Here is a 23,118-nt window from a genome sequence, read left to right as displayed (position 1 = left end):
TTCCTGAAGGAGGAATTTTTGTATGACTACAAAAGTTGGTATTAATGGATTTGGCCGTATCGGTCGTTTGGCATTCCGCCGTATCGCTGCACTTCAAGCAGCTGGCAAGACAGATTTGGAAGTTGTTGCTATTAACGATTTAACTTCACCTGCTATGCTTGCTCACCTATTGAAGTATGATACAGCTCATGGTAACTTCGAAATTGACAAGATCACTGCTGAAGATGCAGCTATCGTTGTTGATGGTAAGAAGATCCCTGTATATGCTGAAATGAACGCTGCAGACCTTAAATGGGTTGCTAACGACGGTGTTGATATCGTTCTTGAATGTACTGGTTTCTACACATCAGAAGAAAAAGCACAAGCTCATATCGATGCCGGTGCAAAACGTGTATTGATCTCAGCTCCATCAGGTGCTATGCCTACAGTTGTTTATGGTGTTAACGATGACATCCTAACAAACGACGTTAAGATTGCTTCAGCTGGTTCATGTACAACTAACTGTCTTGCACCTCTAGCAAATGCCGTAAACAAAGAATTCGGTATTAAAGCTGGTACAATGACAACTATCCATGCTTACACGGCTACACAAAAACTTCAAGATGGTCCAGAACGTAAAGGTAATGTTCGTGCTGCACGTGCTGCTGCTGCAAACATCATCCCTCATTCAACTGGTGCTGCTAAGGCTCTTGGTCTAGTTGTTCCTGACTTGAAAGGTAAGCTTGATGGACATGCACAACGTGTACCTGTTATCACAGGTTCAGTTACAGAATTAGTTGCAACTCTTAACAAAGAAGTTACAGTTGACGAAGTAAACGCTGCAATCAAGAAGTATACAGAAAACAACCCTTCATTCGGTTACAACGATGATGAAATCGTATCTTCAGATGTTATCGGTACATCATTTGGTTCAATCTTTGACCCAACACAAACACAAATTGTTGGTTCAGGTGATGGCCAAGTTGTAAAGACTGTTGCATGGTACGATAACGAATCAGGATTTACTGCACAAATGGTTCGTACACTTGAAAAATTTGCTAGCTTAGACTAATTATTAGTTTAAATTAGTAACTAATTTAAGATAAAACCTAATTTAGTATGATTTAAATTGGCGGAGGGAGGATAACTCCTTCCGCCTTTTTTTAAGGAAAATATTGGAGGAATTATTTACAATGGCTAAACTTATCGTTTCTGACGTTGACGTAAAGGGCAAAAAAGTCCTAATGCGTGTAGATTTCAACGTTCCTATTAAAGATGGTGTTGTCGGCGATACAAACCGTATCGTTGGTGCTATCCCAACAATCAAGTATGTTTCAGAACATGGTGGAAAGGTTATCTTGCTATCTCACTTGGGTCGTATTAAGAGTGATGAAGACAAGTTAGCTTTGTCATTAAAACCAGTTGCTGCTAAACTTCAAGAATTAAGCGGTATGCCAGTTAAGTTCGTACCAACTAACGAAGGTAAAGAACTTGAAGATGCTATCAATGATCTTAAAGACGGTGAAATCCTATTGATGGAAAACACTCGTTTCCAAGATATCGATAATGACTTCGGCAAACGTGAAAGCAAGAACGATCCTAAACTTGGCGAATACTGGGCATCACTTGGTGACGTATTTATCAACGATGCATTCGGTACAGCCCACAGAAGCCATGCTTCAAACGTTGGTATCTCAACAGCTATGAAGGCTGCTGGCAAACCCGTTGCTGCTGGTTTCTTAATGGAAAAGGAAATCAAGTTCTTAGGTAACGCTGTTGACAATCCTGTACACCCATTTGTAACAATTCTTGGTGGTGCAAAGGTTTCAGATAAGATCGGTGTTATTGAAAACTTAATTCCAAAATCAGACCACATCTTAATCGGTGGTGGTATGGCCTATACATTCTTAGCTGCCCAAGGCCACAAGATCGGTAAGTCACTATTCGAAGAAGACAAAGTTGAACTAGCTAAGGACCTCCTTCAAAAAGCTGGCGACAAGATTGTTCTTCCTGTAGACCACATCGTTGCTAAAGAATTCTCAAATGATGCTGATGCAACAACTACTGATGGTGTTGATATTCCTGATGACGAAATGGCTCTTGATATCGGACCTAAGACAGTTAAATTGTTCCAAGATAAATTAAATGGTGCAAAGACTGTTGTATGGAATGGACCAATGGGTGCATTCGAAATGAGCAAGTTTGCTGAAGGTACACTAGAAGTTGGACGTGCTATGGGTAACTTAACAGATGCTATTACTATTGTTGGTGGTGGTGACTCAACTGCTGCTGCTAAGAGTCTTGGTATTGCTGATAAGCTAACACACATCTCAACTGGTGGTGGTGCTTCACTAGAATACCTTGAAGGTAAAGTATTACCTGGTATCGACTCAATTTCAGATAAATAATTATTATTTTTCAGAGGAGAATTAATTTTATGCGTACACCTATTATTGCGGGTAACTGGAAGATGAACAAAAATCCTAAAGAAACCCAAGAATTCTTAGACGGTATCAAAGGTAAGTTGCCAGAATCTGGCGTAGAAACTATCATTGGTGCTCCAGCCATCGACCTTACAACACTTGTTGCAGGTGCAGAAGGCACACCATTGAAGACAGCTGCTGAAAACTCATATTTCGAAGATGCTGGTGCATTTACTGGTGAAACTTCACCTAAGGCCCTTGACGAAATGGGTATTGACTATGTAATTATCGGTCACTCAGAAAGAAGACAATACTTCGGTGAAACTGATGAAGACATCAACAAGAAAGCTATTGCTATCTTGAAGAACAACATGCTACCTATCATTTGCTGTGGTGAAACTCTAGAACAACGTGAAGCCGGCAAAGCTGAATCATGGGTAACTGGTCAAATCGAAAATGCTGTTAAAGGCATTTCAGCTGCTGACTTAGCTAAGTCAGTTATCGCTTACGAACCAATCTGGGCTATCGGTACTGGTAAGACTGCTACTGCTGATCAAGCACAAGAAATGGTTCACGTAATCCGTGAAAAGATTGCTAGCTTGTACGATGCTGATACAGCTGACAAAGTACGTATTCTTTACGGTGGTTCTGTAAAACCTGCTAACGTTAAAGAATTAATGGCTAAAGAAGATATTGATGGTGGACTTGTTGGTGGTGCATCAATGGATCCAGAATCATATATCGCTTTGGCTAACTTCAATAAATAATTAGTTTTATATAAGTTATTTATTTTAAGTGCCAAAAAGGTTAAAATTATGTTGTATTAAAATCATAAAGGAGATTTTTAAAATATGTCTGTAATTACTGATATTTTAGGCCGTGAAGTTCTTGATTCACGTGGTAACCCAACTGTTGAAGTTGAACTATATACTGAACTAGGTGGCTTTGGCCGCGCACTTGTTCCATCAGGTGCTTCAACTGGTGAACACGAAGCTGTTGAATTACGTGATGGCGACAAATCACGTTTTGGTGGCAAGGGTGTTCTTAAAGCCGTTGCTAACGTAAACGACAAGATTGCTAAAAAGGTTATCGGCATGGACGTTACTGACCAACGTGCCATTGACCAAGCTATGATCGACCTTGACGGTACACCAAACAAGGGTACTTTAGGTGCTAACGCTATTCTTGGTGTTTCACTTGCTGCTGCTCGTGCTGCTGCTGACGAATTAGGTCTTCCATTGTACGAATACCTTGGTGGTCCTAATGCTCACGTATTGCCAACACCTATGATGAACGTTATCAATGGTGGTAAGCATGCTGACAACAACGTTGACTTCCAAGAATTCATGATTGTACCTGTTGGTGCAAAATCAATGCGTGAAGCCGTACGTATGGGTTCAGAAACTTTCCAATCATTGAAGAAGGTTCTTGAAGGCCGTGGCTTGAACACAGCTGTTGGTGATGAAGGTGGTTTCGCTCCTGATCTAGAAAACAACGAAGCACCATTCAAGATTTTGGTTGAAGCTATTGAAAAAGCTGGTTACAAGCCTGGCGACGACGTTGCTATTGGTTTTGACTGTGCTTCATCAGAATTCTACAACAAAGACACTCACAAGTACGAACTAAAGGGTGAAGGCGAAAACGGTGCTGTTCTTTCAACAGACGAATTTATCGACTTGCTTGATGGTATCGTTGACAAGTACCCAGTTGTTACAATCGAAGATCCTATCGATGAAAACGAATGGGAAGACTGGCAAAAAGTTACTGCTAAACTTGGTAAGAAAGTACAACTTGTTGGTGATGACTTGTTCGTTACAAACACAGACTACTTGAAGAAGGGTATTGAAATGGGAGTTTCAAACTCAATCCTTATCAAGCTTAACCAAATCGGTACACTTACAGAAACATTCGAAGCTATCGAAATGGCTAAAGAAGCTGGCTTCACAGCCGTTGTTTCACACCGTTCTGGTGAAACAGAAGATACAACAATTGCTGACCTTGTTGTTGCTACAAACGCAGGTCAAATCAAGACTGGTTCAATGAGCCGTACAGACCGTATTGCTAAGTACAACCAATTGATGAGAATTGAAGATCAACTTGGTGACCAAGCTGAATACAAGGGTATCAAGAGTTTCTACAACTTGAACAAATAATTACTTTTAAGTAATTGATTAAAACAGCCTTAGGGCTGTTTTTTTTGTGCAATTTTTTTGTACAATGTATAAGTGGAGTTTTTACTTATGTTTGATTGGGAAAGATATCAACTGATTTGATGGAAGTACGCCCGTCGGTAGTAGAAGATCAGTGAGCTGCTGGGATATGGTGGGCTGAGTGTATGAGGCATTGGATATTTCAGTAAACGGTGCTTGTATTAGCTGATATTTTAAAGATATAAATAATAGAATAAGAAACTAGTCCGGAGCAATAAGAAAATTGGCTCAGCCATGAAATTTACCTTAGCGATTTATCGCTTAGGTAAAGGTCGAACTTGAAAATCCATGAATTTGCACAAAGTGCAAATTTATTAGCTTCCAGTCGGCCCATGGCGTTCCGGCCAAATTTTCTTGTTGCGGAGGATGGCAAAACAAACATATTCCCATTCCCACTATAATCAAATTTAAGTAAAAACCATAAGCAGAAATAGTTGGAGGAGAATGAAATGACGTTAAAAGTTGCATTTATTGGATTTGGTAAATCGGCCAATCGCTATCATTTACCATATTTGAATATTCGAAAAGATTTTCAAGTGAAAACAGTTTACACACGCAGGGCAGTCAATGAAGATTTAGCTAAGCCTTATCGTGACAAAGGTGTTAATTTCACTAATGATTTAAATGATATTTTGAATGATCCGGAAATTGATTTAGTAACAATTTGTACTCCAGCTCAAACACATTATGAATTGGCTAAAAGTGTAATTGAGGCTAAAAAATCAGTTATTGTTGAAAAGCCATTTGTTGATACCTTGGATCATGCTCGTGAATTGATCCAATTAGGTAAGGATAATAATGTTTTAGTTATGCCATATCAAAATCGTCGCTTTGATGGTGACTATTTGGCAGCTAAACAAGTAATAGATCAAGGTTTCTTAGGCGATATTGTGGAAGTTGAATCACATATTGACTATTACCGTCCCAATACAGTCAACGGCAAGGGAACAAAAGAACAGGGTGAATTTTATGGTTTAGGAATTCATTTGATGGATCGTATGGTAGCTATCTTTGGCCGTCCGGATAAGGTTGTTTATGATATTAGAAACACTGAAGTAAGTGATGCTGTGGATAACTACTTCGATGTTGACTTGCATTATGGCACAAAAATGAAGGTTAAGGTCAAGGTAAGTACTGACGTTGCCAAAGAGTATCCTCGTTTTATTATTCATGGAATGAATGGTTCATTCATTAAGTATGGTGCCGACCAACAAGAAAATGATTTAAAAGCTGGAATTATGCCAGGAACAGCTGGTTTTGGTGAGGACAGTCCAATGTATTATGGTATTGCTAAGTATCGTAATGCTAATGGGGATTGGATTGAAAAACAAATTAAGACACCATTAGGCGACTATGGTTTGTATTATGATTCGGTTTATCAAACTTTGGTCAATAATCAACCAAGATTGGTAACCGACGAGCAGATTTTGACTGATATGGAATTGTTGGAAGCTGGATTCTATCAACCATCACCATCAGTCTATGATGTACCAAAATTAAACTTTTAATGCAGGGGATAAAAATGAAAATAGCAATTACTGATAATGAGAAGTTAAAACTGACTTTAGAGGGTGTTCTGGTCGGAGTAATTTCAGGAATTGTTGTAAGTATGTTTAGATGGTCAATAGCTCATTCATTAAAAGTTTTTCAAGGACTTTATGTAACTGCTAGAAGCAATTTGAGTTTATTAATTGGTTTATTGATTGCGATGATCGTAATTGCAGTCTTTGTTGGCTATTTGCTTAAGAAAGAACCTAATATCTCTGGTTCTGGTATTCCGCAAGTTGAAGCTCAATTGGGTGGAGAAATGCACCTGAAGTGGTGGTCAATTTTGTGGCGTAAATTTGTCGGAGGTATTTTGAGTATTGGTCCTGGACTATTCTTAGGTCGTGAGGGACCTTCAATTCAATTAGGTTCAGCTATTGGACAAGGTGTTGGCGATTTAACGCATGATAATCGTGGCGTCAATCAACGTGTTTTGATAGCTAGTGGTGCGGCAGCCGGATTGGCAGCAGCATTCAGTGCACCAATTGCAGGGGCAATGTTTGTCTTGGAGGAAGTTTATCATAATTTTTCACCTTTAGTTTGGGTGACTTCCTTAGCTAGTGCAGTTAGCGCCAATGTTGTCGCACTCTACGTCTTTGGCTTACAACCTGTTTTACAAGTACCATATCAATACAGTTTGCCAGTAAAATATTATTGGCATTTAGTTATTTTAGGAATTGTTTTAGGATTAATGGGACGTCTTTATCAAATTGTTCTGTTGTCGATGCCGGCAATTTATGAGAAGACTAGGTTGCCTCGATTTATTCAAGGTATTGTCCCGCTAATTTTAATCGTTCCTATTGGAATGGCTTTTCCACAATTCATTGGCGGTGGTAATGGTATTATCATCAACCTAGATAAATATGGAACTAGTCTTACGTTATTATTAGGTTTATTGGTTTTAAGATTTGTCTATTCAATGATTTCGTATGGATCAGGATTACCTGGGGGTATTTTTCTTCCTATTTTAAATTTGGGTGCCATTATTGGTGCTATTTATGCGGTAGTGATGAACCAGTTAGGTTTGTTGCCGATTGCTTTTGAGAGTAATCTGATTATCTTTGCAATGGCCGGATACTTTGCTTGTATTGGTAAAGCACCATTTACGGCTATTATTCTGGTTACAGAAATGGTTGGTTCTTTGAAACATTTGATGCCATTAGCAGTGTTGTCTTTAGTAGCGTATATTGTAGTGGATCTTTTGAATGGAGCACCAATCTATGAATCATTGAAAGAAAGATTAAACTTAAATTCTAATTATTTGAATCGTGTCAGCAAGTTTACTGACCGCTTGGAAGTACCAATTTATGAGGGTAGTTCAATTGATGGTAAATACATTCGAGACATTCCATTTCCTAAAGATATTTTAGTCGTGGGAGTCTATCGAGGAGAGCGTCAATTAATACCAAATGGTGATACTTTAATTAAAGCCGGCGATAGAATTGTTGTTATGGTAAATGCTGGTCAGAGAGCTAAAATATCACGGAAATTAAAGAATATGATTAATGGAATAAACTAGAAATTTGACTCATTTTATGTTATTGTTTTAGAAGTGATTTCAGCTTTCGACACCATGAACGGAGGTTTTACAGGTGTATAACGTTATTGAAACAGTGTTGATAATCGTTTCCATTTTGATAATAATTGCCGTCTTAATGCAACCTACAAAGCAACAAGATGCTTTGAATGCATTATCTGGTGGTGGTGGCGACTTATTCAGCAACCAAAAGAAACGTGGATTCGAAGCCTTTATGGTTAAGGTTACCTACGTTTTACTAGTGTTATTTTTCGTTTGTTCATTGATACTAGTATACTTATCATCTCACTAAGCAATTTATTCCTCCTGAAAGTTACTCAGGAGGTTTTTTGTTATAAGGAGCATTTGTGATATGAAAATTTTAACGCCCAAACCATTTTATTTTGATAAGGGTTCAAGTGCAGTTCTTCTTTTACATTCTTTCTCAGGCACGGCTAATGACATGCGTTTATTAGGTAGATTTTTGGAACGAAGCGGCTATTCTGCTTATGCGCCAATGTTTGCCGGTCATGGAACTTCTGAACCATTAGATATCTTAAATCTTGGTGGACCTGATCAATGGTGGAGACAGACACTTGAAGCAGTGGAATTTTTGAAATCTCAAGGGAAAATGCAAATTTCGGTTTTCGGGTTGTCCTTGGGAGCAATCTTTGCCACTAAAGCCTTAGAAGAGATTCCGGAAGTAGTTTCAGGTGGTGTTTTTGGATCACCACTAGGTACGACTAACTTTCAGGAAATAAGAAATGCCTTTATGACTTATGCTAAAAAGGTGTATTCTTTTCAACAGGGCTTAACAGAAGTTGAAATTGATTCTAAAATTAGAATTGTAGATTCTAAGATTGACTCAATGTTAACAGAGATAAACAAAACTACCGCTGGTGTAACTGAAAATTTGGCTGAAATAAACCGACCATATTTTATTGGTCAAGGTACGAGAGATAAATTAGTAAATCCGGATGCCGCAAAATTTGTGGCTCAAAAGGTTGGAACATCACAATTGTATTGGTATGATGCAGGGCATGTCCTAACCATCAACAGTGCTCACCACCAATTGGAGAGTGCCGTGTTAAACTTTTTAGAAAATAATTGAGGATAGAAATGCCAGATAAAGAAAATAAATTAATTGCAGATATATTAGAGGTCTTCAGAAGTAACCCTGATCGTCGCTATAAATCTGAACAAATTGAAGATATACTACGAATGCATGGGGCTTCGGCCTTTAAGCGTGTCGTAAAGGCTTTGGCTGTTTTGGAAGGCGAAAGCAAAATTAGTCTAACTAACAAGGATGAATTTAAGATGGCTGCACCTGAAACAACAGTTGAAGGTGAATTTAAGGGTAATGACAAGGGATTTGGTTTTGTTCGTTATGACGAAGTAGAACCTGATGCTTTTATTGCTAGAAGCAACACTTTACATGCTGTTAATGGTGATGTCGTTGACGTCAAGATTACTAAGCCATCAAATCCTTGGATCGACAAAGGACCTGAAGGTGAGATCACTAAAATTGTGGAAAGATCATTGACTAAAGTCGTCGGTGAATTCCATCCATATAGTGACTCACAAGTCGAAAAAACTGGTTTTTACGGTTATATTCAAAGTCATGAAAAGAAAATTGCTTCATATATGATTTTCATTTCTGACAAGGGACTTCATCCACAGATGGGCGATATGGTTCAAGTTTCGATTGATGAGTATCCTAATGATAAGCATCCCCAAAGTATGGAAGGTACTGCTTTAGAGATCATTGGTAATAAAAATGATCCCGGTGTTGATATTATGTCAATTGTTGTTGATAACGATATCAATCCAGAATTTCCAAGTGAAGTCCTTAAAGCTGCTGAAGAAATTCCTGATCATGTCCTAGATAGTGAGAGAGAAGGTCGTAAAGACTTAACTGATAATATGGTTATCACTATTGATGGGGACGACTCAAAAGACTTTGATGACGCTGTCGGCGTTGATATGTTGCCAAATGGCAATTTCCATTTGGAAGTTCATATTGCTGATGTTACACACTATGTCACAGAAGGTTCTCCAATTGATCAAGAGGCTTATGCCCGTGGAACAAGTACTTACTTGGTTGACCGAGTAATTCCAATGTTGCCATTCAGATTATCAAACGGAATCTGTTCTTTGAATCCGAATGAAGATCGTTTAGCTTTGACATGTGATATGGAAATTAATCATCAAGGGGATGTCGTCAAGTATGACATCTATCCTAGTGTGATCAGATCTAAATATCGTATGACTTATAACAATGTTAATGAAATTTTGAAGGGTGACGAGCTTCTTACTGAAGAGTACGCTCCACTAGTTCCAATGTTGAAAAACATGGCTGACCTTCATGAAATTTTATTCAACAAACGTCATGAACGTGGTGCTATTGACTTTGAAGAAACAGAAGCACAAATTATTGTCGATGAAAATGGTAAGCCAATCGACATTAAATTAAGAGAACGTGGAACATCCGAAAAGATGATCGAATCATTCATGTTGGCTGCTAACGAAACAGTAGCGATGAATTACAACTTGAAGCACGTACCATTCTTATATCGTGTCCATGAAAAACCAGATGATGAAAAAGTTAAGAACTTCTTCGAATTTGTTGCTGCAATGGGTGTACCAGTTCACGGTAATTTGAAAGAAATTACACCAAAAATGTTCCAAGATGTTTTAGCCAAGGTTGTGGATACACCAGAAGAACCAGTTGTTACAATTATGTTATTGCGTAGTATGCAACAAGCTAGATATTCTGACAATCCATTGGGTCACTTTGGTTTGGCTGCTAAGTATTACACTCACTTTACTTCACCAATCAGACGTTATCCTGATTTGATGGTACATCGTATGATTCACAGTTATGCTGTTAATGGCTTTACTGATGATGAGCAGGCTAAGTGGAAAGCTAAATTGCCAGATGTTGCTGAACATACTTCTGGCCGTGAAAGAATTTCTATCAATGCTGAACGTGCCGTTGATGACTTGAAGAAGACTGAATATATGGCTGATCAAGTTGGTAGCGAGTTCGACGCTGTTGTTAGTTCCGTAACAAGCTTTGGGATGTTCATTCAATTGGATAATACCGTTGAAGGTTTGATTCATATTTCTAACATGAAGGATGACTTCTATGAATATGATGAAAAGAGTATGTCCATGCATGGTCGTGGTACAGGTAAGACCTTCAAGGTTGGACAAGCAATCAAAGTTAAATTGATCAGAGCTGATGTTGAGCATCGTCAAATTGACTTTGAACGTGTTCTAACTCCTGAAGAGCAAGAACAAGCTGACAAACGTGAAGCTGAATTTAAGAAGAAACGTTCAATGCAACATGGTCGTGGCCGTGGTGGACATGGACGTCATAATGATAAACGTGGCAATGGTAATAGTAATAACAAGAGCCACAACAATAATAACCATAAGAGACGTGGTAAATACGAAAGTCGGTGATGAATGATGAAGAAACATCACACAAAGGCTGCTAATGAGGTAGCTAATAATCGTAAAGCTCGTCATGACTACAATATTTTAGATACGTATGAGGCGGGTATCTCTTTGACAGGAACTGAGATCAAATCAGTCCGTGCAAGCAAAATCAATATTAAAGATGGTTTCGTTCAACCTAGAAATGGGGAGCTCTGGTTAGAAAACGTTAATATCAGCGTTTATGACCAAGGAAATCAATTTAATCACGATCCATTGAGAAATCGTAAGTTGCTTTTACATAAAAAAGAAATCCGCAAAATAAGTTCAACCGTTCAAGAGAAGGGAATTACTGTAATTCCTTTGAAAGTTTACTTGAAACATGGCTTTGCTAAAGTATTGATTGGCGTAGCTGAAGGTAAGAGAAAGTACGACAAACGTGAGACAATTAAAAAACGTGATCAAGAAAGAGAAATTCAACGTATTGTTAAGAATGCGTATTAATCTTTCGATTGATCGCTTTTTTTTTACCTAAAATTTTAAAATGTTAAAATATGATAAAATTAGTTTATTAATGATTCAATGGGGGATCAAATGAAAAAACTAGTAGGGCTGTTATTTGCTTTTTTAGCAATGTTTCTAGCGTTTCAAACTACTACTGTTGTAAAAGCCGATAAGTTCACGGTAAAAAAGTATGATGTTGTCGTCGATATTAAAAAAGATGGTAACGCTGACTTAACTCAGAATATTACCTATGATTTTCAAGGTGATTATCACGGGGTCTACTACGATCAGGACCTAAGAGGTATCAAGGGTGCCAGTGATCCGGTAGTCAGCTACAATGACGGATCTGGAATTAAGACATTAGCCAATAATGATTCTGGTCAAAACGATACTGTCAAAGTGACTAGAACTGATAAGTCGATGGACATGAAAGTTTATCACGCGGTCGATTCAGAGATGGTGACCTATACCTATAAATATCAGCTCTATGGTGTTATTACCAATTATTTGGATACAGCAGAGTTGAATTGGAAGATCATTGGTAATGGTTGGGATAACGATTTAAACAATATTAAATTAACTTTGAATTTCCCACAGAAGAATATTTCTCAATTGCAAGCGTGGACACACGGACCGCTTTCTGGTCATACAGAAGTGGACAAGAAAAATGGACGAGTAGTGATGACTTTGGATGAATTGTCAGCCAATAAATCAGTTGAAAGTCATGTCATTTTTCCAACAGCTGTGACGTCAGCTAATAAGAACGTAGTTAATGAAAAGGCTAAGTCGAGGATTCTAGCAAATGAAAAATCTCTGGCAGAGCAGGCCAATGCTCAAAGACAGCGAGAAAAGACTTTCTATTGGATAATGATGGCAATCGCTGCGGCAGTTATTGTTATTATTTACCTCTATCAATTTATTAAATTGCGTAAGAATCCAGGTCAAAAGCATCAGATACCAACGCCTTTATATCATATATTTGATGAACCTGAATTTATTCCTAGTTTTACTGAAATAATTTTGGATCGTCAATCGGAGGCTAACAGCAATTCTTTGACAGCTGATTTGTTGAATGAAGTTGGTTACCGCCGTATGAAGATTGATAAAATTGGTAAGGATTATGAAATTACAGCTTTAGTCCCACCGACCAATGAATTCTTTAAGTATTTGATCGAAAAAATCGGTGATGGAAAGTCAGTCCGGTTGAAGCAAATTCGTAAGTCTGCTAGGGGTAATGATGATAAGATGACTGATGAGTTCAATAAGTGGTCTAAGGATGCAGCTAAAGGCCGCGAGAAATATTTGGATATCGGTAATATGAATTTGGTCGATAGTTTCAAAGTTTCGACGATTGCTGTTGATATTATTTTATTCATCATGTTGATAATAACTTTCGTCCTCAGCAGTACTATTTTAGCTGTTAGCACAATCTTGATTGCCCTTGGACTTGCAGTCTGGATTCCATATTTTATCGTTAAAAAGAGAATTACACCTTATACAGACTTAGGTGAAGAAGAGGTTAATAAAATCAGAGCCTTTAAACGGATGCTACAAGATATCGATGATATCAAAATGGCTGAAGTGGGTGACATTATTTTGTGGGAACGCTTCTTGCCATATGCAGTAGTATTTGGCGTTTCTGATAGAGTGATTAATGCATTGAAAGTCAACTTTGGAGCCGATGTGGTTAACAATTCGCCTATTGCTTATTACTACATTGGGACTGCCAGTTTTCTTAATAGCAGTACAGGCTTCCAAACAGCCTTTACAGGAGCAATTTCAGCTGGGGGTTCATCAAGTATCTCAGGTGGATCTGGTGGCTTCTCAGGTGGCGGATCTGGAGGTTTCGGGGGAGGTTCCGGTGGTGGAGCTTTCTAAAAATAGATTGAGACAAAAAAATGGACTGAGAATATTTTCTCAGTCCATTTTTAATTATCTAATTAAGCATGACGACGATTAATATATGCAATGCTAATTAGAAGAACGAATCCTAGAAGACTTGCTAACAAACCGGATTCAGCACCAGTTTGAGGAAGCGTGTCACCATTAGATTCTGAAGTAGAACTATTGCCATTGTTTGAAGTACCAGGGTTCAATGGGTTAGTGATAAGTCCACCTTCATTATTGTTATTGTCTGTAGCAGGATGTTCAGGATCAACGATTAAACCACCGTTGTTATCATCCTTATCACCATTGCCATTTTCATCAGGCTTAGAAGTATTACCTTCGTTACCATTGTTATCTCCAGGTTCTTCAGTACTTGGCTCTTCGGTACCAGGTTTGTCAGTATCTGGTTCTTCAGTGCCGGGTTCTTCAGTACTTGGTTCTTCGGTACCAGGTTCTCCAGTACCGGGCTCTCCAGTACCAGGTTCTTCAGTTTCTTTCTTTGGATCGGATGTTATTTGTGGTTTACTACCATTTTCAGGTGATTCTTCAGTAATAGAAAATTCGATCTTATCAGGATTTAGTTCATATCCATCTGGAGCTTTAGTTTCTACGAAGTAATAATCTCCGAGTGGAAGATTATCAACTTTGATAATGCCGAGTTCGTTTGTGACGCTGGTTGTCAAAGCCTTACCATCTTTAGTATAAAGTGTGTATTCAGCACCAGGGACACCAGTAGTCATATCATCACGATCAAATTTTTGTAATAGAGTGCTGTACAAATCCTCGAAGGCAACTTCTTTTTCATTTTCTACAGAAAGAAGCGCAGGTGTTAAATCATCAGCCGTGATATCAAATTCGATATCTTCACCTTTGAGATAACCCTCAGGAGCTTTAGTTTCAACTAACTTATAATGACCAACTGGCAGGTTGTAGAAGTGACCAAGACCTAAACGGTCAGTAGTGATTGTTCCAACAACTTCGCCTTTATCGTTAACAATATTGAATTCAGCACCAGCTAATTTATAGCCAGTTTCAGCATCAATTTTTTTGATAACGATTGAACCCAATTCTTCTTTTTCAGGTTCGTCGACACCTGTTACTTCAACAGGAGTTGTAGTTTGTCCTGTGACAGTAAATGGAATTTCATTCTCATTTAGTTGATAGCCACTAGGAGCTGTAACTTCTTTAAAGTAGTAATCACCAGCACTAAGACCAGTCAATTTGATCTGACCGTTTTCATCAGTTGTCAAATTAGTTTTAACTGGAGTATCTGAACCGACTTTATAAAGGTCGTAAACAGCACCTGCTAATGGTTCATTGATGTTTTGCTCATTAAGTTTAGTTAATGTAACACCACCAAGTTTGTCTCCACTACCATTACCTGAATTAGTTCCGCTAGAAACTTTTCCAGAAGCAGTTTCTTCGATTTGTTTAGAATCATTACCACTGCCTGGGAAAGTTCCTATCATGTTGGCATCATTTTTAAAAGATGTTCCAGCGGATATTTGACTAGGATCGGTAACCTTAGTCTGAAAAGTAATAGCATACATTTGAGTTCCAGAGTTTGGAATTTCTAGTGAAAATCCCTTGTCAGTCTCGTTTAGTGTGTATTTATCTGAAGAAACAGTGTCCCCACGCTTGTAAGTGCCACTATTCTTATCTTTCCAAGTTGCTTCTTGAACTACAACTGTACCAGGAACATACGCTAGGTTAGGATCAGTAATCGTATCATAGACACTTAACGTACCGAAGTTCAATTCATTACGGTTAGCTATAATAGTCCATGTAACAATTTCATTTCCCTCAGCGTCGGTACCTAAAACACCCTTTTTTGAGATGTTTTTATCATTAGATTTGACGTTAATGGTATCATTTTGGTTCTGATTATCCTTGATACCGAAGATGACATCGTTTTCACCAACTTGTGCATGGTTACGATCAACAGTAACACCGGTATCGATGTTAAGTGTTCCCTTAACATTGTGAAGGTCTTCAATATTGTCATTAAAAGTAACGATGATATTATTACCCTCACCTAAAACAGCCGTACCAATAACTTCACCATTTTCTCCGATAACATCAAACGGAGTACTATTTGGTATAACTTCTAGTGGAGTAGGTACAGAGATGGTCAAAGTATCTCCACTGTGAAGATCATATCCCGTTGAGTCATAATCGTACTGTAATTTTACAGTTCCGCCCATACTATACTCTTTACCAGGAGTATTATTAGTAATAACGGTATTCGTGATCATATCTGTATTAGTATAATTTGTAGCAGCTTTAGCATCGTTACTATTAAAAGTAAAGGCCAAAACTACAACAGCTAGTCCAGCTATGAGAGCACTGAAAATATTTCGTAATTTATTCCCCATGTTTTTCCCCTTTCTTAAACATTACATCCCAATTATAGGATTATTGAAGTAAATACGATAGGGGCTAAAGATAAATATTATTTTATTATTTAAAAACATTATTAATAAGGAAATAACTACTTGTGATAAATACCACATATGGTGAAATTGTAAAAAAATATACAACATATATGGACTAAGTGGTATCATAGTGAATGTTGTTTTTTTACAAATTAACAAAGCAAATATAGAAATAAAACCTACGGAGGAGAATAATGATGATCGTATTGAGCGGCGCAATTGGAGCCGGAAAGAGTTCATTGGCGACTATTTTATCAGAACACTTAGGAACTGAGGCTTTCTATGAACAAGTTGATAATAATCCGGTTTTGCCATTATTTTATAAAGACCCTAAAAAATATGCATTTTTACTACAAATTTACTTTTTGAACAAACGTTTTGATTCAATTAAGAAAGCTATGGTACAAGACAATAATGTTTTGGACCGTTCAATCTACGAAGATTCATTATTCTTCCACATGAATGCCGATATGGGCAGAGCTACTCCACAAGAAGTAAAAGTTTATGACGAACTTTTGGCTAATATGATGCAAGAACTACCATATGCTGCTGCTAAGAAAGCACCTGACCTATTAGTACATTTGGACATTTCTTATGATACGATGATTCACCGTATTGAAAAACGTGGTCGTTCATATGAACAACCAGAACAAGATCCAACTTTACCAGAATACTATCATCAACTACTAGACCGCTACGATGGTTGGTATGACGATTATGATTACAGTCCTAAGATGAAGATCGATGGCGACAAGTATGACTTCGTTGAAAATTCTGATGACCGTAAGAAGGTTCTTGAATTGATCGATGAACAATTACGTAACCGTGGTACTTTAAAATAATAGATAAGACTAGACAAGGCCAATAGTTGGCTTTGTCTTTTTTATTGGCTTGATACCGAGTTGAAAATAAGATAACCTATTAAGAGCAGTTTACACTGATGAACCTGCAGAATTAATTAAAACAGTGGAGGGTTTTATTTTGAGTAATTTAAAAGTAAGAGATATCACACAATTGGCCTTGGTAGCAGCGCTTTATGTAGCAATAACCATTGCACCGGTTATTTCAGCGTTTTCCTACGGTCAGATCCAATTTCGTGTTTCAGAGATCTTGATGTTATTGCCATTTTTTAATCATAAATATAGTTGGTCTTTGATTATTGGATGTTTTATCTCGAATATTTTCAGTGCATCATTAGGGGCTTACGATTTGGTTCTAGGAACATTAGCAACAGCTATTGCTTGCTACTTGATTACTAGAGTACCAGCTAAGACAAAGAACTTATGGTTGGTTCCTGTGATCTGTGCCGTCGTGAACGGTTTGATTGTTGGAGCTGAGCTACATTTTGTTTTGAAACTACCATTCGCATTGAACTTCGTTACAGTTGGTTTAGGTGAATTGGTTGTCGTAGCAATTGGTGCAGTGATTTTCTATTTCTTGATGCAAAATAAGAGTTTTAGTAAATTAATAAAGTAAGGCAGAGATGAGGGAAGTTCTTCCCTCATTTTTTTGTTATAATCTACTTTATAGAGTTTGCAAGGAGATGTGATTTTATGAACATCGGAATTTTTACTGATACGTACTTTCCTCAAGTGAGTGGGGTAGCAACATCAATTCAAACATTAAAGAACGATTTGGAGAGAAAAGGACATTCAGTTTATATTTTTACGACAACAGATCCTAATGTGCCTAAGAATACGATTGAGCCTAATATCTTTCGTCTGACTAGTGTGCCTTTTATTTCTTTTACAGACAGAAGAATCGCTATCAGAGGAATGTTCCATGCCGTTGAATTAGCTAAGGAATTAAAGCTAGATATTGTGCATACCCAGACAGAATTCTCTTTGGGGATGATTGGAAAATTTGTTGCTAAGCAATTGAAGATTCCATTTGTTCATACATACCACACAATGTATGAGGATTATTTGCATTACGTCTTAAATGGTCACTTGTTGAAACCATATCATGTTAAGCAAATGACAAAATTATTTTTGAAAAATGCTTCAGGTGTAGTTGCACCAAGTAAGCAAGTGAAAGAAACTATGGATCGTTATGGTATCAAGACTCCCATCTCGATAATTCCAACAGGTGTTGACTTGTCTGAATATACAAAGCCTGTCAATGCATCTGTGATTCGTGAAAAATTGGGTATAGCTGAAGATACGCCAGTTATTTTAATGCTTAGTCGAATTGCTTTGGAGAAAAAAATTGACCATATGCTCAGATCCATGCCAGAATTATTAAAGTATAATCCTAAGATTATGTTAGTAATTGTTGGTGACGGACCAGATATGGACGAACTAGTTCAAATGAGTAAGGATTTGCATATCAGTGATAATGTTATTTTCACTGGTGAAGTAGCGCACGATGAGATTTCGCCTTACTACCATATGGCTAATCTTTTTGTGTCTTCTAGTGATACGGAATCTCAAGGTCTGACTTATATTGAAGCAATTGCTTCTGGCCTTAAGATTGTAGTTAGAAGTGCACCATATACTGATGCCTTGTTGACTGATCCTTCAGTTGGTGTAACATTCAGTCAAGATGACCAATTAGTACCTAAGATCAAGACATATCTTGATCATCCTAACTCATTCGATGATCGTGAAGCCCGTCAAAAGGTATTATATGGTATTTCATCAGATGGATTTGGTAACTCGATTCTTGATTTTTATCGTCATGCCGAGGATTACTTCGTCAGAGAGAAACTTTCAGATTCATCAATCGATCCAGAGGAGTATTCTAATGATTAAAATAAACATGTTTTCATCCGCAGATAAAGTTGCAGGTCAAGGTGTAGGTAGTGCTTATACTGAATTAATTAATTTGCTAAAAGATCGTTTTAGTGATGAATTCGATATTAAGATAAATGATTATCACCGCAGTGATTTAAGTCACTATCACACAATTGATCCACAGTTCTATTTATCTACATTTTCTAAAAAAAGAGGCCGCAAGATAGGTTATGTTCACTTCTTACCAGAGACACTGGAGGGAAGTATCAAATTACCTCAACCAGCACGTGGCGTCTTCTATAACTATGTGATCAGTTTTTACAAACGCATGGACCAAATTGTGGTTGTTAATCCAACTTTCATTGATAAGTTAGTAGCACATGGTTTGGACCGTAAGAAAATCAAATATATTCCTAATTTTGTTTCAACCGATAACTTTTACGAAAAGAGTGCTGAAGAAAAGGCCGCATTCCGTAAGAAGATTGGTGTTCCTGAAGATAAATTTGTTGTTTTTGGTGACGGACAAGTGCAGGAACGTAAAGGTATCGATGATTTTTACAAGTTAGCTCAAGTTAATCCAGATATTCAATTTATTTGGGCAGGTGGATTTTCATTTGGCAAGATTACTGATGGTTACGACCGCTATAAAGATATGATCGATAATGCACCCGATAATATGACGTTTACAGGTATAGTCGACCGCAATGATTTAGTTAACTACTATAATATTTGTGACTTATTCTTGTTGCCTTCATACGATGAGTTGTTCCCAATGTCAGTTTTAGAGGCATTTAGTTGTGGGGCACCTGTTTTGTTGAGAGACTTGGAATTGTATCGTGCCATTATTGATGGCTACTATCAAAAAGCAGATGGTTTTTCAGACATGAATGTTTTCATTAATCATGCCAATCAAGATCGTTCTATCTTAGAGGACTTCAAGAAGAAATCTAAAGAAGCAGCAAATCAGTACTCAGAGGATAATTTGAGTAAGATTTGGTATGACTTTTATACAGAACAATATAATATTGCTAAACGGGATAAATAATGGATAGAAAACATATAGCAGCAATTTTTGTAATGTTGGGATTAGGTGTTGGTATTTTTGGCTGGGAAGCTAGAAATATCGACTTTAATTCCTTGGTTTCAACTTTTAAAAGTTTGAACTACTTTTGGCTAGCAGTGGCGTTCTTATCAATTCTCTTATCGTATGGGGTCGAAGCAATGGTCTTGCATACGTTATTGAAGAAGAAAGAAGATCGTAAATTTGGCTGGTGGGAAATGTATCGTATTCCTTTGATCCAGGCACTGTTTAATGCAATTACACCTTTCTCTTCAGGTGGTCAACCAGCACAATTGATTGGTTTGATGCAGTCAAAGATTGACGGTGGTCGCGCTAGTTCCGTCTTATTAATGAAGTTTGTCATTTACCAGGCGATGGTATTGGTCAATTTTATCGTGGCAATGTTAGTTAGTTTCAGTAGTGTTGCTAAGCATTTTTCTGGATTAGCGACCTTAATCGTCTTCGGAATGGTAATTCACGTTGTAACGATTTCGTTCCTACTTATGATCATGTATTACTACGATTTTACAAAAAAAATGGTACAAATTGTTTTGAAACCGGTTTTATTTTTTCTAAAAGAAGAAAAACGTGATAAAATTTTACAGTCAGCTATAGACAGTATTGATAGTTTTTACAAAGAGAGTTTAGTTTTAAAGCAAGAGAAGAAAAAAGTGATCAAAGCATCACTATTAACAATCTTGCAATTATTCCTATACTACTTTGTAGTTTATTTTGTTTTATTGGCTTTGAATTGTGACCACGTAAATATAATCGATGTATTAGTTATGCATATTATGATTGTTATGATTGTTTCAATCTTTCCTATTCCTGGTGGATCAGGTGGGGCAGAATTCAGTTTCAAGACATTGTTTGCTGGATTTATACCTTCTTCATCAGGCTTGATTTTAGGTATGTTTTTATGGAGATTTATTACGTATTATTTGGGGATGTTCTTAGGGATTATCGCAGTTTCAAAGAAACCAAAAATTGAACAACAAGTTGCTAATAAATCTATGGAGCGAAAACAATGAAGCGTATTACTAAAGGTATTTCCAATTTTTTAAACACTAGGCTAGGATTTGTACTTCTAGCTGTGTTTTTATATACTCTGAAAACGATTTATGCTTATACGACTAAGTTTAACTTAGGTGTAAAAGGATCGATTCAGACATTTTTAATGATTATTAATCCAATTCCAATCATGTTGTTGCTGTTTGGGATTGCTTTATACATGAAAGGAAGAAAGTCTTATATTTTTCTTCTGATCATTGATTTTTTAGATTCGGTTTGGCTATTCTCGAATATTTTGTATTATCGAGAATTTTCGGATTTCCTTACAATGGTGCTTATTAAAGGATCAGGCTCAGTAACCAATAATCTTGGTAAGAGTATCATGGGAATCTTAAAACCAACTGATTTTCTAGTTTTTCTTGATGTTATTGTTCTGATATTATTATTAGCTTTCCACGTTATAAAGATGGATGTTAAACGTCTAAATTGGCGTATTCCTGTTTTAATCAGTTCATTAGCTGTTTTGTTATTTGGTGCTAATTTAACTTTAGCTGAAAGTGATCGTTCTCAATTATTAACAAGAACATTTGATAATAATTATATTGTTAAGTACTTGGGACTCAACGTCTTTAACATTTACGATTTGGTCAAGACGACAAAGACTAATGCTGTTAAGTCACAAGCTAAAAGTTCTGATATCGATTCAATTGAGAAATATATGAAGGATAACTATGTTCAGCCCAATGTTGAATATACTGGTGTTGCCAAGGGTAAAAATGTCTTCATTATTCATTTGGAGAGTTTGCAACAATTCATGATCGACTATAAATGGGATGATGAAGAAGTAACACCTAATCTAAATAAGATTTATCACGAAAGCAATACGTTGAGTTTTGACAACTTCTTTAACCAAGTTGGACAAGGTAAGACAGCTGATGCGGAATTGATGCTTGAAAACTCATTGTTTGGTTTGCCTGAAGGTTCAGCAATGGTTACCGATGGTACGTCAAATACTTTCCAAGCAGCACCTGCTATTTTGGATCAGGAGGGCGGCTATACTAGTGCCTCCTTCCATGGGGATGTTCCAAGTTTCTGGAATCGTGATAATGCTTATAAGTCATGGGGCTATGATTACTTCTTTAGTTCTAACTACTACAAGCAAAAGAAGAGCTACAATGTTGGCTATGGTATGAAGGATAAGATCTTCCTTAAGGATTCAACTCAATACATAGAACAATTGCCACAACCTTTCTATGCTAAATTGATTACTGTTACAAATCACTATCCATATACCTTGGATAAAAAGAATCAAACTATTTCTAAAACTGATACCGGCGATAAGACTGTTGATGGTTACGTTCAAACAGCTAGATACTTGGATGAGTCTATCGGTGAGTTCATGGATTGGCTAAAGGCCACTGGGCTAGATAAGAAGAGTATGGTCGTCTTCTATGGTGATCACTATGGTATTTCAGATAATCATAAGAAGGCCATGGCTAAGCTTACTGGGATCAAAGGATTCAATGATTTTGATAATGCTCAATATCAACGTGTACCATTTATGATTCATATGGATGGGCTAAAAGGTGGAATCAATCACACTTATGGTGGTGAAATTGATGTCTTGCCAACAATCTTGAATCTTCTAGGTATTGATAATAAGAATATGGTTCAATTTGGTAGTGATTTGCTATCAAGTGAACATTCACAGGTAGTGGCCTTTAGAAATGGTGACTTTGTTTCACCAACAATTACGAAGGTCGGTAGTACTTATTACAATACCAAGACTGGTAAAGTAGATAAGAAAGTACCTAAGTCAGAGAAAGAAAAACTATCTAATAAAGTAACCACAGAGTTATCTCTATCGGATAGAGTTATTAATGGAGATCTTTTGAGATTCCATAAGTTACCTGGATTTGAAGCTGTTAATAAGAAGGATTACTCATATAAGAAGAGTACAGCCTTGAAGAAATTGAAAGCAGCAGAGAAGAAGAAGGGGACTAGTTTACTTGAGCAGAATGATAATAAGTCGATGGTAGACTTGTATCAAACAGATGCTCCTGAATTAAGCAGCAACAAGTAAATGAGTGCTAGAGGCTAGAATAAGCTTCTAGCGCTTTTTGTTTGTCTTTAAAAAGGACATCTGAACTGTTTTTGGTTGGAAAATTGATAGCTCCTGAAAAAAAATCAACTTTTTTTGTAAAAAAGGGTTGCAACTCCTTTATACGATTGGTAATATATATCTTGTTGTTGCGACAGAGCAACGGCGTCAACGCTTTGAAGCTTAATTGCTTCTCCGTTGATTCCAAATTATTTTAAAGAAGTGCTTGACATGTTCTTGTTACTTCGATATGATAATTAAGTTGTCTGTT

18 protein-coding genes are annotated in these 23,118 nt (G+C 37.1%); 17 read left to right on the top strand and 1 reads right to left on the bottom strand.

Annotated elements, in window-relative coordinates; genetic code table 11:
• Positions 1-22: 22 nt before the first annotated feature.
• The 11 genes from gap to U8526_RS06490 all read left to right on the top strand — a co-directional run bounded on the left by gap (position 23) and on the right by U8526_RS06490 (position 13,496).
• Positions 23-1,051, top strand: a complete 1,029-nt coding sequence (gene gap, locus U8526_RS06540) for a type I glyceraldehyde-3-phosphate dehydrogenase (protein WP_334341165.1) — start codon at positions 23-25, stop codon at positions 1,049-1,051.
• 121 nt (positions 1,052-1,172) lie between these two features.
• Positions 1,173-2,387 carry a phosphoglycerate kinase gene (locus tag U8526_RS06535; RefSeq protein WP_334341164.1) on the top strand — a complete coding sequence of 405 codons (1,215 nt, stop codon included), beginning with the start codon at positions 1,173-1,175 and terminating at the stop codon, positions 2,385-2,387.
• A 29-nt stretch (positions 2,388-2,416) separates the two neighbouring features.
• A complete protein-coding gene (tpiA, locus tag U8526_RS06530) occupies positions 2,417-3,169 on the top strand; it encodes a triose-phosphate isomerase (protein ID WP_334341163.1) in 753 nt (250 codons plus the stop codon).
• An 84-nt stretch (positions 3,170-3,253) separates the two neighbouring features.
• On the top strand, positions 3,254-4,555 hold the full coding sequence (gene eno, locus U8526_RS06525) for a phosphopyruvate hydratase (protein ID WP_334341162.1): 1,302 nt from the start codon (positions 3,254-3,256) through the stop codon (positions 4,553-4,555).
• Positions 4,556-5,061: 506 nt separating this feature from the next.
• Positions 5,062-6,120, top strand: coding sequence for an oxidoreductase (locus tag U8526_RS06520; protein ID WP_334341161.1), 1,059 nt, complete (start codon positions 5,062-5,064; stop codon positions 6,118-6,120).
• A gap of 14 nt (positions 6,121-6,134) precedes the next feature.
• Positions 6,135-7,676, top strand: coding sequence for a ClC family H(+)/Cl(-) exchange transporter (locus U8526_RS06515; RefSeq protein ID WP_334341160.1), 1,542 nt, complete (start codon positions 6,135-6,137; stop codon positions 7,674-7,676).
• Between the two features lie 73 nt (positions 7,677-7,749).
• On the top strand, positions 7,750-7,986 hold the full coding sequence (gene secG / locus U8526_RS06510) for a preprotein translocase subunit SecG (protein WP_025085070.1): 237 nt from the start codon (positions 7,750-7,752) through the stop codon (positions 7,984-7,986).
• Positions 7,987-8,046: 60 nt separating this feature from the next.
• The gene (locus tag U8526_RS06505; protein ID WP_334341159.1) at positions 8,047-8,784 is read left to right on the top strand and encodes an alpha/beta hydrolase; all 738 of its coding nucleotides are present in this window, start codon (positions 8,047-8,049) and stop codon (positions 8,782-8,784) included.
• Positions 8,785-8,792: 8 nt separating this feature from the next.
• Positions 8,793-11,141 carry a ribonuclease R gene (rnr, locus tag U8526_RS06500; protein ID WP_334341158.1) on the top strand — a complete coding sequence of 783 codons (2,349 nt, stop codon included), beginning with the start codon at positions 8,793-8,795 and terminating at the stop codon, positions 11,139-11,141.
• 6 nt (positions 11,142-11,147) lie between these two features.
• Positions 11,148-11,618, top strand: a complete 471-nt coding sequence (gene smpB, locus U8526_RS06495; RefSeq protein ID WP_057736937.1) for an SsrA-binding protein SmpB — start codon at positions 11,148-11,150, stop codon at positions 11,616-11,618.
• Positions 11,619-11,708: 90 nt separating this feature from the next.
• Entirely contained in the window at positions 11,709-13,496 is a 1,788-nt protein-coding gene (locus U8526_RS06490; RefSeq protein ID WP_334341156.1) for a DUF2207 domain-containing protein, read from the top strand.
• A 62-nt stretch (positions 13,497-13,558) separates the two neighbouring features.
• On the opposite strand, the gene U8526_RS06485 is transcribed toward U8526_RS06490, so the two are convergent.
• Positions 13,559-15,880 (bottom strand): SpaA isopeptide-forming pilin-related protein, encoded by a 2,322-nt coding sequence (locus U8526_RS06485; RefSeq protein ID WP_334341155.1) that lies wholly within the window; start codon positions 15,878-15,880, stop codon positions 13,559-13,561.
• A gap of 257 nt (positions 15,881-16,137) precedes the next feature.
• On the opposite strand from U8526_RS06485, the gene U8526_RS06480 reads away from it, so the two are divergent.
• The 6 genes from U8526_RS06480 to U8526_RS06455 all read left to right on the top strand — a co-directional run bounded on the left by U8526_RS06480 (position 16,138) and on the right by U8526_RS06455 (position 22,829).
• Positions 16,138-16,782, top strand: a complete 645-nt coding sequence (locus tag U8526_RS06480) for a deoxynucleoside kinase (protein ID WP_334341532.1) — start codon at positions 16,138-16,140, stop codon at positions 16,780-16,782.
• A 139-nt stretch (positions 16,783-16,921) separates the two neighbouring features.
• The gene (locus tag U8526_RS06475; protein ID WP_334341154.1) at positions 16,922-17,416 is read left to right on the top strand and encodes a QueT transporter family protein; all 495 of its coding nucleotides are present in this window, start codon (positions 16,922-16,924) and stop codon (positions 17,414-17,416) included.
• A 77-nt stretch (positions 17,417-17,493) separates the two neighbouring features.
• Positions 17,494-18,693, top strand: a complete 1,200-nt coding sequence (locus tag U8526_RS06470; protein ID WP_334341153.1) for a glycosyltransferase family 4 protein — start codon at positions 17,494-17,496, stop codon at positions 18,691-18,693.
• Entirely contained in the window at positions 18,686-19,720 is a 1,035-nt protein-coding gene (locus tag U8526_RS06465) for a glycosyltransferase family 4 protein (protein ID WP_334341152.1), read from the top strand. The genes U8526_RS06470 and U8526_RS06465 overlap by 8 nt, the downstream gene beginning before the upstream one ends.
• Positions 19,720-20,766 carry a lysylphosphatidylglycerol synthase transmembrane domain-containing protein gene (locus tag U8526_RS06460; RefSeq protein WP_334341151.1) on the top strand — a complete coding sequence of 349 codons (1,047 nt, stop codon included), beginning with the start codon at positions 19,720-19,722 and terminating at the stop codon, positions 20,764-20,766. The genes U8526_RS06465 and U8526_RS06460 overlap by 1 nt, the downstream gene beginning before the upstream one ends.
• The gene (locus U8526_RS06455; protein ID WP_334341150.1) at positions 20,763-22,829 is read left to right on the top strand and encodes an LTA synthase family protein; all 2,067 of its coding nucleotides are present in this window, start codon (positions 20,763-20,765) and stop codon (positions 22,827-22,829) included. Before U8526_RS06460 ends, U8526_RS06455 begins: the two co-directional genes overlap by 4 nt.
• Positions 22,830-23,118 lie beyond the last annotated feature (289 nt).

Origin of the sequence: Companilactobacillus sp. HBUAS56275 (assembly GCF_036913655.1) — a bacterium.
Lineage (GTDB): Bacteria > Bacillota > Bacilli > Lactobacillales > Lactobacillaceae > Companilactobacillus > Companilactobacillus pullicola.
The sequence above is the reverse complement of the archived record's forward strand: the minus strand, read 5'-3'. Positions and strand labels throughout refer to the sequence as shown.